The organism is Zobellella maritima (genome assembly GCF_003075035.1).
Taxonomy (GTDB): Bacteria; Pseudomonadota; Gammaproteobacteria; order Enterobacterales; family Aeromonadaceae; genus Oceanimonas; species Oceanimonas maritima.
This window is the reverse complement of sequence record NZ_QCZE01000003.1, coordinates 120,367-133,369: the sequence shown is the minus strand read 5'-3', so window position 1 is coordinate 133,369 and position 13,003 is coordinate 120,367. Positions and strand designations below refer to the sequence as shown.

The following is a 13,003-nucleotide window of genomic DNA, read 5'->3' as shown; positions in this document are numbered from 1 at the left end:
ATAAGCTGTAAGCGAAAAGAGATAAGTGCCGAGCCACACTCAAGCCGTCATCCTGACGAACGTCAGGAAATTGCTGCTGTTCGTCAGAAGGGACCGGGGCAAGCCCGGTACGACGGTGGTTTTTTTGGATTTTTTATCTCTAGCTGACAGCTTATAGCTGCTTTTAATACCGGTACACGACGCCTTCGGGAGTGGTCTTGAAGCGCCGGTGCAGCCACATGTACTGGCCCGGAGCCCTGCGGATGGCGGCTTCCAGTACCCGGTTGCTGGCGCGGGCGTCCTGTACATCATCCCCCAGGGGAAAGTCGGCCATGGGCGGTTGGATGATCAGCCGGTAGCCCCGGTTGTCGCGCAGGGTAAAGCAGGGCAGGGTGACGGTATTTTTCACCCGGGCCAGGGTGGCGGTCCCGGTGATGGTGGCGGCCTGCTGCACCGCAAAGAAGGGGACAAAGACGCTGGCATGGCTGCCGTAGTCATGATCCGGTGCATACCAGAGCGCATCCCCCTGACGCAGCGCCCTGAGCATGCCCTTGATATCCAGCCGGTCTACCAGGTATTTGTTGGAGCGGCAGCGGCCATGAACCTGTGCATATTCCAGCACCGGGTTGGTATTGGGCCGATAGACACCGACGCCCGGACGATACAGGCCGAATTGGCGGGCATTGAGCTCCAGGGTCAGAAAATGGGCCGACAGCAGCAGCATGCCCTGGCCCCGCTCGGCCGCCGCGTCTACATGTTCGGTACCTTCCATCCGGGTCAGGGAGCGCATGCGCCAGTCGGGCCAGAACCAGGCCATGCCGGTCTCGAAGATGGCGCAACCCACGCTTTCGAAGTTTTCTCGCAGCAGATGTTCCCGTTCGGCCAGGCTCAGCTCGGGGAGGGCCAGCTCCAGATTGCGGCGCGCCACCCGGACCCTGGACTTCAGCAGCGCCATCGAGCCCCGTCCCAGGGCTCGGCCCAGGGCCATCTGTGCCCGCCAGGTCAGCAGGGTGGTCAGCAGCCATAACAGGCCCAGGCCGCACCAGGTGAACAGATACTTGGGATGCAGCAGTCGCCTGCTGAATGGGGGAAGCCGTGAGTCGCGCATAGGGTCTTGTCGCCGTTGGAAATGGTTGAATTCTAATTAACTACGGCCGGAATGACCACCGACAGGCAGTCGACGGGTGCGATTCTCGGCGGCTGTGATAAAATTTGGCCTCTTTCATGTCACAAGAGTCTAGGCGATGAAGATAACGTTACCGGAGTTTGAGCAGGCAAGGGTGCTGGTAGTCGGGGATGTGATGTTGGACAAGTACTGGTCCGGCCCCACCGGACGTATCTCCCCCGAGGCGCCGGTACCAGTGGTCAAAGTCGAACACAATGAAGAGCGCCCGGGCGGGGCGGCCAACGTAGCCTTGAACGCCGCGGCCCTGGGCGGCCGTGCTCGTCTGCTGGGGTTGACCGGCGATGACGAGGCCGCCAATACCTTGCAGGACAAGATGAGCGGGGTCGGGGTGGAATGCGATTTCGCGCGCCTGAAGACCCATCCGACCATCACCAAGCTGCGCATCATCAGCCGCCACCAGCAGCTGCTGCGGCTGGACTTTGAAGAAGGTTTTGCCGGCGATGACGCCGCGCCCCTGCTGGACAAGACCCGCAAGGCCCTGGGCGACGCCGGAGTGCTGGTGCTGTCCGACTATGCCAAGGGGGCCCTGAGCCAGGTACAGGCCCTGATCCAGGCCGCCAACCAGGCCGGGGTACCGGTGCTGGTGGACCCCAAGGGCTCGGATTTTGAAAAGTACCGGGGGGCGACCCTGCTCACGCCCAATATGAGTGAGTTCGAGGCGGTGGTCGGCAAGGTCCGGGACGAGCGGGATCTGGTGGCCAAGGGCCTGGAGCTGGTGTCCCGCTTCGAGCTTGATGCCCTGCTGGTGACCCGCTCTGAGCACGGCATGACCCTGATCCGCCCGGGCCAGGACGAATTGCACCTGCCGGCCCAGGCCCACGAGGTGTTCGATGTCACCGGCGCCGGTGACACTGTCATCGCCACCCTGGCCACCAGCCTGGCCGCCGGCCTGCCGCTGGACGAGGCCTGTGCCCTCGCCAATGTGGCCGCCGGCATAGTGGTTGGCAAGCTGGGTACCTCTACCGTTTCCGCCATCGAACTGGCCAATGAACTTTATGGCGCGCCCGAATCCGGCATGGGGGTGGTGACTGAGCAACAGCTGAAATACGTGGTGGACGCGGCCCGTCGCCGGGGCGAGAAAATCGTGATGACCAACGGCTGCTTCGATATCCTGCATGCCGGTCACGTATCCTACCTCAACCATGCCCGCCAGCTGGGCGATCGGCTAATCGTCGCCGTCAACAGCGATGCTTCGGTGCGTGGCCTCAAGGGCGAGGGACGCCCGGTGAACACGGTGGACCGACGCATGGCTGTGCTGGCCGGCCTGGGGGCCGTTGACTGGGTGGTGCCCTTCGGCGAGGAGACCCCGCGCCGGCTGATCGCCGAAATTCTGCCGGATGTGCTGGTCAAGGGCGGCGACTATGAGCCCGAGCAGATCGCCGGTTTCGCGGAAGTCACCGCCAACGGCGGCGAGGTGAAGGTGCTCAACTTCGAGGATGGTTGCTCCACCAGCGCCATTATCGAGGCTATCCGCACCCGTTAACAAGCCATTGGCGGAAGGTAAAAACAAAAAGGCTTCCCCGATGGGAAGCCTTTTTGTTATTTGGTCATGTGTGAATGTCGGAGGCTCGACCCGGGGCGATGAACTGTGCCATATATCATCGCGGCGAGGTCGCCGCTCCCACAGGCTAGACTACTGCGCTAGCCACAGTTGGCCGTCCCTGGCGACCAGAGGCCAGACCTTGACGCTAACCTCCTCCTGCTCCAGGCAGCGACCATCTTTCAGGGAATAATGGTGTTTGTAGAGGGGAGAAGCGACGCAGGGCTCGCCCTTGATATCGCCCAGTATGCCCCGGGACAGCACCTGGGCATGGCCAAGCGGGTCCCAGTTATCGAGGGCGAAATAGCCCAGGCCCGGCAGGTTAAACAGGGCCAGTTGCCGGCCCTCGACCAGGGCGGCCATGCCGCCGTATTCCGGGATCTCATCCAGTTGGCAAAGACGCATGAGGCTCATGATAGCTCCTTGATTTCAATCATTTCAGTGGGTCGGATCTGACCGCGCTTGCGGTCGAAGACGATGCTGTCATCGGCCTGATCGGTGTTGACAAAGCTCTTGAAGCGCTTGAGTTTTTCCGGACTCTCGAGGGTCGTCTTCCATTCACACTGGTAGCTGCCGATAACATGGGCCATGCGCCCTTCCAGCTCTTCTGCCAGGCCGAGGGAATCGTCAATAACCACCTGTTTCAGGTAATCCAGGCCGCCCTCCAGGTTCTCGGTCCAGACCGAGGTCCGCTGCAGTCGCTCGGCGGTGGCTACATAGAACATCAGCAACCGGTCGATGTAGCGGATCAGGGTATCGGTATCCAGATCGGTAGCGAACAAGTCTGCATGGCGCGGACGCATGCCGCCATTGCCGCCGAAATACAGGTTCCAGCCTTTCTCGGTGGCGATCACACCCACATCCTTGCTCTGGGCTTCGGCGCATTCGCGGGTACAGCCGGACACGGCAAACTTGAGCTTGTGCGGCGAGCGCAGACCCTTGTACCTGTGCTCCAGGGCTACCGCCATATCCAGCGAATCCTGCACGCCATAGCGGCACCAGCTGGAGCCAACGCAGGATTTGACCGTACGCAGTGACTTGCCGTAGGCATGGCCGGTTTCAAAGCCGGCGTCAATCAGTTCCTGCCAGATCAACGGCAGCTGTTCCAGGCGGGCACCGAACAGGTCGATGCGCTGACCGCCGGTGATCTTGGTGTAGAGGTCGTAACGCTTGGCTACCCGGCCTATGGTCAGCAGTTGATCCGGGGTGATCTCCCCTGCCGGTACCCTGGGCACCACCGAGTAGGTACCGTTTTTCTGGATGTTGGCGAGAAAGGCATCATTGGTGTCTTGCAAGCCCGCATGCTTGGGTTCCAGCACATGCTCGTTCCACAGGGAGGCAAGGATGGATGCGGCCGCCGGCTTGCAGATATCGCAGCCCAGGCCATGACCATGTTTGGTCAGCAGCTCATCAAAGCTTTTGATCTGGCCGACCTTGATCAGGTGAAACAACTCCTGGCGGCTGTAGGAGAAGTGTTCACAGATACTCGTGTCGGCGGTGATGCCCTGTTCTTCCAGCGCCTGGTTGACGACTTGGCCAAGCAGGCCGCTACAGCCGCCACAACCGGTGCCGGCCTTGGTGCAGGCCTTGATCGCGGATACATCGCAGGCGCCGCCCTGAACTGCCTCGACAATGGCACCCTTGGTGACATTGTGGCAGGAGCAGATGGTGGCCGTGGCGGGCAGGGCTGCCTTGGAGGATGCGCCACCCTCGGCTCCTTCCGGCACCAGCAGGGCCAGCGGGTGATCGGGCAGCGGCATGTCGTTGAGATAGGTCTGCAGCAGGCTGTCATAGTCGCTGGTGTCACCCACCAGCACGGCGCCGAGCAGGCGATCACCCGCTTCGTTCAGCACCAGTTTCTTGTACAGATCCTTGCTCCGATCGAGCAGCAGCACTTCCTGGCTGCCCGGGGTCTGGCCGTGGGCGTCACCGATGGCGCCGACTTCCACTCCCAGCAGTTTGAGCTTGGTACTCATGTCGGCACCCTGGAAGGCACCTTCGTTGCCCAGCAGCCGGGCAGCAGCCACCCGCGCCATCTGATAGCCGGGGGCTACCAGCCCGAACAGTTTGCCTTCCCACAAGGCACATTCGCCGATGGCAAAGATGGCCGGATCCGAAGTCTGGCACTGGTCATTGACGCAGATGCCGCCGCGCTCGCCAAGCTCGAGACCGGCGCTGCGTGCCAGGGCATCCTGGGGACGGATACCGGCGCTGAACAACAGCACATCGGTTTCCAGTACGGCACCGTCGGCAAATTCCAGGCGGTGGAGGGCGTTTTCGCCGTCAATAATATGGCGGGTGGCTTTTTCGGTATGAACCTGCACGCCCAGGCGCACGATTTTTTCCTTCAGCAGGGTGCCGCCCTGCTCGTCCAGCTGTACCGGCATCAGCCGCGGGGCAAACTCCACCACATGGGTTTCCAGTCCGAGCAGGCGCAGGGCGTTGGCGGCTTCGAGGCCGAGTAGACCACCGCCGATCACCACCCCTGTCCTGGCCTGCTGGCAGGCAGCCTGGATTTCGGCCAGATCATCCAGGGTACGATAGACAAAGCAGTTGTCTCTGTCGTTACCGGGAATGGGCGGTACAAAGGGAATCGAGCCGGTGGCCAGTACCAGTTGGTCATAGCTCAGGCTGTGGCCGAGGGAGGTGGTCAGGATTTTAGCTGCCCTATCGATACCGGTGACTTCCTCGTTCAGGCGCAGGGTGACGCCATTGGTGGCGTACCAGTCGGCGCCGGCCATGGACAGCTGATCCGGGGTCTTGCCGTCGAAAACTTCTGACAGGTGCACCCGATCGTAGGCGGCATGTTTCTCTGCGCCGAACACAGTGAGCTCGTAATGCTCCAGACCTTGCTGATCAACCAGTTGCTGTACCAGGTGGTGGCCGACCATGCCATTGCCGATTACGATAAGTTGCTGTTTCATCATCTTTAATCCTTAAGCCACCTTGGACTTGCTGGTGAGTTGATTGAATCTTGTCCTGATCCTCTGCTGCCGGCTGGCGGTGTTATGACATGCTCTTGCCGGCGCATATGACGTTTGAATAGAGACAATCAAGATACGTGCCAGAAGTTACTTTTTTGATTATTAAGGTTTTTTTTGATTGATAGGGAAACGCTCTGCCCATTTCGAGAGCATGGCTTTCACCATGATGATGCAGCTGGCATAAGCAGGGATAATAGGAATTGCCATATCAGGGAGATATAACGGCAGCGCGGGACTGTGTACCAGCGGGAGGCTGGGAGCCTGCATGGGGCGGAACGGGACCGGGGGGAGGGGCGGAACAAGGGGATCCTGGCAGCCAGTTTCCGTGGAGTAGGTGGAAACGGCTACCAGGTCCGGGGATCAGGCCACTCTGGCACCCAGCTGGCTGACCTTGTTATGGCCTTCGTACAGGAAGCTGAGTACCTGCCGGCGCAGTTTGTGATACTGGGCGTCGTCACTGAGCTGAACCCGGTTGCGCGGCCGCGCCAGGGGGATGTCCAGGATCTCGCCGATGGTGGCCGAGGGACCATTGGTCATCATCACGATACGATCCGACAGCAGCACAGCTTCGTCCACATCGTGGGTGATCATGATCACCGTATTACCCAATTCGGCCTGGATCTCCATCAGTGAGTCCTGCAGGTGGGCCCGTGTCAGGGCATCGAGGGCACCGAAGGGTTCATCCATCAGCAGCACCTTGGGATCCACCGCCAGCGCCCGGGCGATGCCTACCCGCTGTTTCATGCCGCCGGAGATCTCGCCGGGCAGCTTGTGTGCCGCATGGTTCATGTGCACCAGCGCCAGAAAATGGGCTACACGTTCCTTGCGTTCGGCCTTGCTGTGCCGAGGAAAGGTATTGTCCACTGCCAGGGCAATATTCTGCTCCACCGTCAGCCAGGGCAGCAGGGCGTGGTTCTGGAATACCACGGCTCGCTCGGGACCGGGGCCGTCCACTTCCCGACTTTCCAGGATGACGCCGCCGGTGCTGGGCGCGTAGAGCCCTGCCACCAGGTTGAGTACCGTACTCTTGCCGCAGCCGGAGTGACCGATAAGCGAGACGAATTCGCCTTTGTGCAGCTTGAGATTGATGTTTTTGAGGGCTTCGAATTCGCCCTTGTCGGTGCGAAAACGCATGTCCACACCGCTCAGCTCCAGGTAATGCTTGCTCATGTCGGTCTCCTTAGCGGCTGGCGCTGCTTTTGTCCCAGGACAGTTGTTGCTGCAATGCCAGCATCAGGCGATCAAGCAGGTAGCCGATTAAGCCGATAACCACCACCGCCACCATAATACGGGCCATGGAGTCACTGCTGCCGTTCTGGAATTCATCCCATACGAATTTTCCCAGCCCCGGGTTCTGGGCCAGCATTTCGGCGGCGATTAGCACCATCCAGGCCACGCCCAGGGACAGGCGCATGCCGGTGAAGATCATGGGAATGGCGCTGGGCAGTACAATCTGGCGTACATGGGTCAGGCTACCCAGGCGTAGCATCTTGCTGACGTTGATCAGGTCCTTGTCCATGTTGGCCACCCCCACGGCGGTGTTGATCAGCATGGGCCACAGGCTGCACAGGGTGACGGTAACCAGGGAGATCAGGAATGACTTGGATACCAGCGGCTCCGGGGTGACATAGAGGGCGCTGACCACTATGGTCACCAGCGGCAGCCAGGCTAGGGGGGATACCGGCTTGAGCAGCTGGACCACAGGGTTCATCGCCTGATACAGGTTCCGGTTCAGGCCCAGGGCGATACCGGCCGGGATGGCGACAAACATGGCCAGGACAAAGCCGGCGGCCACTGTTTTCAGGCTGGTAAAGATCTGATCGAAGAAGGTCGGGCGGCCGGTAAAGGCCCGCACCCGTACCTGGGCGTCGGGGTCTTTTGCCTTGATGGCCTGGTTGCGGGCAGCCTGGCGGTCGTAGAAGGCCCGCTCCCGATCCCGCTCGGCCTGATGCTCCTGCACCAGGTTGACAAACTGCTGGCCGGTTTGCACCGGGCCGGGCAGGGCACCGAGGGAGGTGGTGACCTGAGCCGCCAGCAAGTGCCACAGCAGCAGGAAACCGGTGAGACCAAGCATGGGTATCAGGGCCCTGGACCAGAGACGCGGCGAAGCCAGGCCTGCGAGTCGGGGATGGGGGATGATGTTCATCATGATGCCTCCTTAGAGCTGACTATCGCCGGTAAGACCGATGGCAAACTGGTCGATGTAAGCATTGGGATGGCGGCCATCAAAGGTGTTGCCATCGATAAAGTTGCTGGTGGCCGGGCGGAAGCCGTCGCGGTTGTCCAGCCCGGGGAAGTCATCGGCAGACAGCTTGCCTTCGGCGATCAGCGCCCTGGCGGCCAGGGTATAGATATCGGGGCGATAGACCCGCTTGGCCTGCTCCAGATACCAGTCGTCGCTTTGTGCCTGGGGGATCTGGCCCCAGCGGCGCATCTGGGTCATAAACCAGATGGCATCGCTGTAGTAGGGGTAGGTGGCGTTATGGCGGAAGAAGACATTGAAATCGGGAGCAGGACGCACGTCACCAGGCTCGTATTCGAAGGAGCCGGTCATGCTGGCGGCGATCACCTTCTTGTCGGCGCCCACATAATAGGGCTGGGACAGGATATCGACCGCTTGTTGACGGTTGCCGTTCTGGTCCGCATCCAGCCAATGGGCGGCGCGCAGCAGCGCCTTGACCAGGCGGAGGTGGGTATTGGGATTGGCGTCGCTCCAGGCCTTGCTTACCGCAAAGACTTTTTCCGGGTTATAGGGCCAGATGTCGTGGTTGGTGATCACCGGCACGCCGATTTTCTTGAGTACCGCCTGCTGGTTCCAGGGCTCACCCACGCTGTAGCCGGCGATGGTACCCGCTTCCATGGTGGCCGGCATCTGCGGTGGCGGCGTTACCGACAGCAGCACGTCTGCCTGTAATAGGCCGCTGTTGTCGCCCTTGTGCGGAGCATAGAAGCCGGGATGGATGCCGCCGGCGGCAAGCCAGTATCTCAGTTCGTAGTTATGACTGGACACGGGGAATACCATGCCCATCTGTAGTGCCTTGCCCTCCTGCTGGTACTGAGTCAGGGCCGGCTTGAGCGCGGTAGCGGAAATGGGATGCAGTGGTTTGCCGGCATCGTTCTGGGCAACGTGGGGCTTCATCGCATCCCACAGCTCGTTGGATACGGTAATGGCATTACCGTTCAAGTCCATGCTGAAGGCGGTGATCAGTTCGGCCTGGGTGCCGATACCGAGGGCCGCCCCAATGGGTTGGCCGGCCAGCATATGGGCACCGTCCAGCTCACCGGAAATGACCCTGTCCAGTAGTACCTTCCAGTTGGCCTGAGCCTCGAGGGTGACATACAGACCCTCGTCCTCGAAAAAACCCTTTTCATAGGCGATGGCCAGCGGTGCCATGTCGGTCAGCTTGATAAAGCCAAGGGTCAGCTCGTCTTTTTCTGCCATGCCGATCGCCGTTTCGGCCGAGGCCTGGGCTGTCAGGCCGAGGCTTAGTGCCCCGACCAGGGCGGTTTTTTGCCATAACTGCATCTTGATACTCCTTGATTATTACAATCCATTACCGTGCTGGGCCGGCTGATAGATATGGAGCATCAAGATATATGCCAGTTTTTATAATATTGATTTGTAAGTAATTATTTTTTATTGATGAATGTTCGGAGCATTTCTATGGCTGCGCTTCACCAGGATAAGGCAGAGCTGCACTATTACCCACCATGATCCGTGAGCAAAAAAAACTCCCATGCAGAACATGGGAGTTGCCAACCGGCAGAGGATGGAGAACGCACCAGGGGGAAAGGCCTGTCTTCAGGCCGGTAAACAAATATAGCGAGGTCAGTGTCAAGCCACTGCCAGGGTATCCAGGGTGGCGGTCAGTTCGGCCCTCAGGGCGACCACTTCACCAATCACCATCAGCACCGGGCCTTCCGGTGTCAGGCCGGCGGCGGTCTCGGCCAGCCGGCCCAGCTCGGTGACGTGGATCTGCTGGAATCGGGTGGTGCCCGATTCGATCAGTGCTACCGGTAGCCGCCCGGGGCAGCCTTCGGCGAGCAACTGTTGTTCAATACAGGCGGCCTGCTCCAGACCCATATAGAACACCAGGGTCTGACCTGCCTGGGCCAGGGCGGACCATCCCCTGAATTCGCCGCCTTTTTGCAGGTGGCCGGTGACCAGGGTCACGGCCCGGGACAACCCTCTGTGGGTGAGCGGGATCAGACTGGATGCGGCACAGCCCAGGGCGGCGGTGATGCCGGGCACCACACTGAACGGAATCTGATGCTGCCGCAGGTAAAGGGCTTCTTCACCACCGCGACCAAAGATAAAGGGATCACCACCCTTCAGCCGGACGACTCGGTTGCCGGCCCTGGCCAGGCGCACCAGTACGGCACAGATATCCTCCTGGCGGGCACTGTTTTTGCCACAACGTTTGCCCATTTCCAGCCGTTTGACTCCGCTCGGGATCAGCGTCAGTATCTCAGGGCTCACCAGGCTGTCATAGACCACCACGTCGGCCTGCTCCATTGCCCGCAGGGCCTTGATAGTCAACAGTTCGGGATCGCCGGGGCCGGCGCCTACCAGGGTGACATGCATGGTCTTTTTCATGACTTTTCTCCTATCGGCTGGCCCTGACAGGCCGCCATCAACTGCTTTAATTCGGGGACGCAGGAGCCGCAGCGGGTTCCGCACTTCAGTTGCTGTTGCAATTCGTCAAGCTGGTCGACGCCATCGGTGATGGCCTGACGGATACGTTCCTCGGTCACGCTCCAGCAGCTGCAAACCATTCGGCTGTTGCCCGCCAGGGCCTGGCTCAACTGGCCGAGCAACAGGCTGGGTTGCAATATGCTGCCCAGCAGGGCAGTCAGCGGCTCGAGATTGAGCTGCCAGGGTGATTGACCGAACAGCAGCAGGTGCTCGATCTTGCCCGCTTTCAGCCCGATCAGCAGCCGTCCCTGAGGTAGCGGCCAGTCCAGCCAGTTGCCGTCGCGGGTCAGGGCAGCCCTGGCCTCGGTCATCGAGGTCTGTGAATCGATCAGACTCCAGCACTCGCCGTTTTCCAGGGGGCGCTGACTCCACCATTCCGGCAGCCAGGAGGGCGGGGTCAGACTTATCCAGCTGGCCTGCCATTGATGGTGTACCGCAGCCACCTGCACCAGGTTCTGTTTGAAGGCCGGCTGGCCCGAGGTGGGGCAGCCGCGGGCGGTGACCAGATCGTTGACCCGACCGCCCGAGCTGAACTCGTCGCTCCAGTGCATGGGAACAAATACCTGGCCGGGAGTGATATTGTCGTCGGCGACGACCCGTAACAGGGTATGGCCACGCTCATTGTGCAGCTGGACAAGCTGCGCCTTATCGAGGCCGGCCCGGGCCAGGGTGTCAGGGTGTATCTGTGCCCGGGGCTCGCTGACCGTGGCCATCAGACGCGCCACATGGCCGGTGCGGCTCATGGTATGCCATTGATCTCGCAGTCTGCCGGTATTGAGCAGCAGGCGGGCACCGGTCGACTCGAGCAAGGCCTGGGGGCGTTCCAGATACAGATGGGCCTTGCCGTCGGGGGTAGCGAAGCCGCCGTCGGCAAACAGTCGGGCTGGCCCCGCCTGCTGACCGGACAGGGGCCAGCTGCGCGGCGTCAGCTGTTGATACTGCTCATCGCTCAGGGCGCTCAGGGCCGAGATATCGAACAGCCGCTCGCCGCCGTTCTCGAAGCCGGAGAGGGCTGCATGCTCACGGAAGATGGCAGCAGGCGAGTCGAAGTCAAAGGCCTGTTCAAAGCCCATGGCCCTGGCCACCTGACAGATGGCCCACCAGTCGGGCTTGGCAGCGCCGGGGGCTGGCTTGAATGGACGCTGGCGGGAGAGGGTACGGGCCGAGTTGGTGACGGTACCGTCCTTCTCGCCCCAGCCGGCGGCGGGTAGCAGGACCCTTGCCAGCCGGGCGGTATCTGTGTTGGGGCTGATATCCGACACCACCAGCAACTCGCATTTTGCCAGGGCGCGACGGGCGCGGACGCTGTCCGGAAGCGATACCGCCGGGTTGGAGCCCATCACCCACAGCGCCTTGATCTCGCCCCGCTCTAAGGCGTCGATCATTTCCATGGCTTTCAGGCCCGGACCCGTTGCCAGCCTGTTACTGCCCCAGAAGCGGGCGACTTTGTCGCGGTTGGCGGGGGAGAAGTCCATATGGGCAGCCAGTTGGTTGGCCAGACCGCCGACTTCACGGCCGCCCATGGCGTTGGGCTGACCGGTGAGAGAGAAGGGGGCGGCCCCCGGTTTGCCGATGCGGCCAGTCAGCAGGTGGCAGTTGATGATGGCGTTGGCGTTTGCGGAACCCTGCATGGACTGGTTGATGCCCATGCAGAACAGAGTCAGGGTTTTGGGATTATCGATAAAGAGCTGATAAAAGCGGTTCAGTTCTGCGATGCTAAGGCCGGTGGCTTCGGCCACCCGATCCGTTCGGTATTCGGGGCCGCTTAGCGCCAGGCTGAGTTCGGCAAACCCGGTGACATGTTGCTTTATAAAGGCGCTGTCCAGGACGGGGCTCTCGAAGATACGGCGGGCCAGGCCATTGAACAGCAGCAGGTCCGAACCGGGCTTGATGCGCAGGTGCAAATCCGCTTGCTGGCTGGTGGCAGTGCCCCTGGGATCTATTACTACCCATCGCTGCTTGGGGTTGGCTGCCCTGGCCTGCTCCAGCCGGCGGAAGATTACCGGGTGGGTCCAGGCGGTATTGGCTCCCACGATCACCACTAGCTCGGCCTCGGCCAGATCCTCATAGCAGGCGGGCACCGCATCCTCGCCAAAGGCTCTTTGCTGGGCAACAACGGCAGATGACATGCACAGCCGGGAGTTGGTATCCATGTTGGCGGAGCCGATAAAGCCCTTCATCAGCTTGTTGGCCACATAATAGTCTTCGGTCAGCATCTGGCCCGAACCATAGAAGGCCACGGCCCGGGGGCCATGCCGCTCGATGATCTCGCGAAAACCGTTGGCGACGGTGGCAATGGCCTCGGGCCAGTCCAGCTGCCTGCCGTCGACCCTGGGATAGAGCAGACGATTGGGAAGGGTCTGGCTTTCGCCCAACGCCATGCCTTTGACACAGAGGGCGCCCCGGTTGGCGGGGTGAAGCTGGTCACCGGTGACGGCGCCCTGGCCGTCGACCTTGACGCCGCAGCCAACGCCGCAGTAAGGGCAGGTGGTATGGATCGAAGCTGTCATAATGGCCTTGTGATTAGATGCGTTTATATCTATCAAGCAAGGCCTGTGCCATTTGTGTAATTTATTGCTAATCAGCCTGTTATAAGCCTGGTGAGGCTGGACCCTGCA

9 protein-coding genes are annotated in these 13,003 nt (G+C 61.0%); 1 reads left to right on the top strand and 8 read right to left on the bottom strand.

Going from position 1 to position 13,003, the window contains the following annotated elements; all coding sequences use genetic code 11:
• Nucleotides 1–163 precede the first annotated feature (163 nt).
• Entirely contained in the window at nucleotides 164–1,087 is a 924-nt protein-coding gene (lpxL, locus tag DCS96_RS14595; RefSeq protein ID WP_116475143.1) for an LpxL/LpxP family Kdo(2)-lipid IV(A) lauroyl/palmitoleoyl acyltransferase, read from the bottom strand.
• Between the two features lie 136 nt (nucleotides 1,088–1,223).
• Between lpxL and hldE the strand changes: the two genes are divergently transcribed.
• Nucleotides 1,224–2,648 carry a bifunctional D-glycero-beta-D-manno-heptose-7-phosphate kinase/D-glycero-beta-D-manno-heptose 1-phosphate adenylyltransferase HldE gene (hldE, locus tag DCS96_RS14590; protein ID WP_116475142.1) on the top strand — a complete coding sequence of 475 codons (1,425 nt, stop codon included), beginning with the start codon at nucleotides 1,224–1,226 and terminating at the stop codon, nucleotides 2,646–2,648.
• 150 nt (nucleotides 2,649–2,798) lie between these two features.
• Here the strand turns inward: hldE and nirD are convergent, their stop codons facing one another.
• The 7 genes from nirD to DCS96_RS14555 form a co-directional block, all read right to left on the bottom strand.
• Nucleotides 2,799–3,119 (bottom strand): nitrite reductase small subunit NirD, encoded by a 321-nt coding sequence (gene nirD / locus DCS96_RS14585; RefSeq protein ID WP_116475141.1) that lies wholly within the window; start codon nucleotides 3,117–3,119, stop codon nucleotides 2,799–2,801.
• Nucleotides 3,116–5,632, bottom strand: a complete 2,517-nt coding sequence (gene nirB / locus DCS96_RS14580; protein WP_116475140.1) for a nitrite reductase large subunit NirB — start codon at nucleotides 5,630–5,632, stop codon at nucleotides 3,116–3,118. Before nirB ends, nirD begins: the two co-directional genes overlap by 4 nt.
• A 417-nt stretch (nucleotides 5,633–6,049) precedes the next feature.
• A complete protein-coding gene (locus DCS96_RS14575; protein WP_116475139.1) occupies nucleotides 6,050–6,859 on the bottom strand; it encodes an ABC transporter ATP-binding protein in 810 nt (269 codons plus the stop codon).
• Between the two features lie 10 nt (nucleotides 6,860–6,869).
• Nucleotides 6,870–7,838 (bottom strand): ABC transporter permease, encoded by a 969-nt coding sequence (locus DCS96_RS14570; RefSeq protein WP_232818285.1) that lies wholly within the window; start codon nucleotides 7,836–7,838, stop codon nucleotides 6,870–6,872.
• A 9-nt stretch (nucleotides 7,839–7,847) separates the two neighbouring features.
• The gene (locus DCS96_RS14565) at nucleotides 7,848–9,215 is read right to left on the bottom strand and encodes a CmpA/NrtA family ABC transporter substrate-binding protein (RefSeq protein WP_116475138.1); all 1,368 of its coding nucleotides are present in this window, start codon (nucleotides 9,213–9,215) and stop codon (nucleotides 7,848–7,850) included.
• 309 nt (nucleotides 9,216–9,524) lie between these two features.
• Nucleotides 9,525–10,286 carry a uroporphyrinogen-III C-methyltransferase gene (gene cobA, locus DCS96_RS14560; protein ID WP_232818284.1) on the bottom strand — a complete coding sequence of 254 codons (762 nt, stop codon included), beginning with the start codon at nucleotides 10,284–10,286 and terminating at the stop codon, nucleotides 9,525–9,527.
• Entirely contained in the window at nucleotides 10,283–12,895 is a 2,613-nt protein-coding gene (locus tag DCS96_RS14555) for a nitrate reductase (RefSeq protein ID WP_232818283.1), read from the bottom strand. Before DCS96_RS14555 ends, cobA begins: the two co-directional genes overlap by 4 nt.
• Nucleotides 12,896–13,003 lie beyond the last annotated feature (108 nt).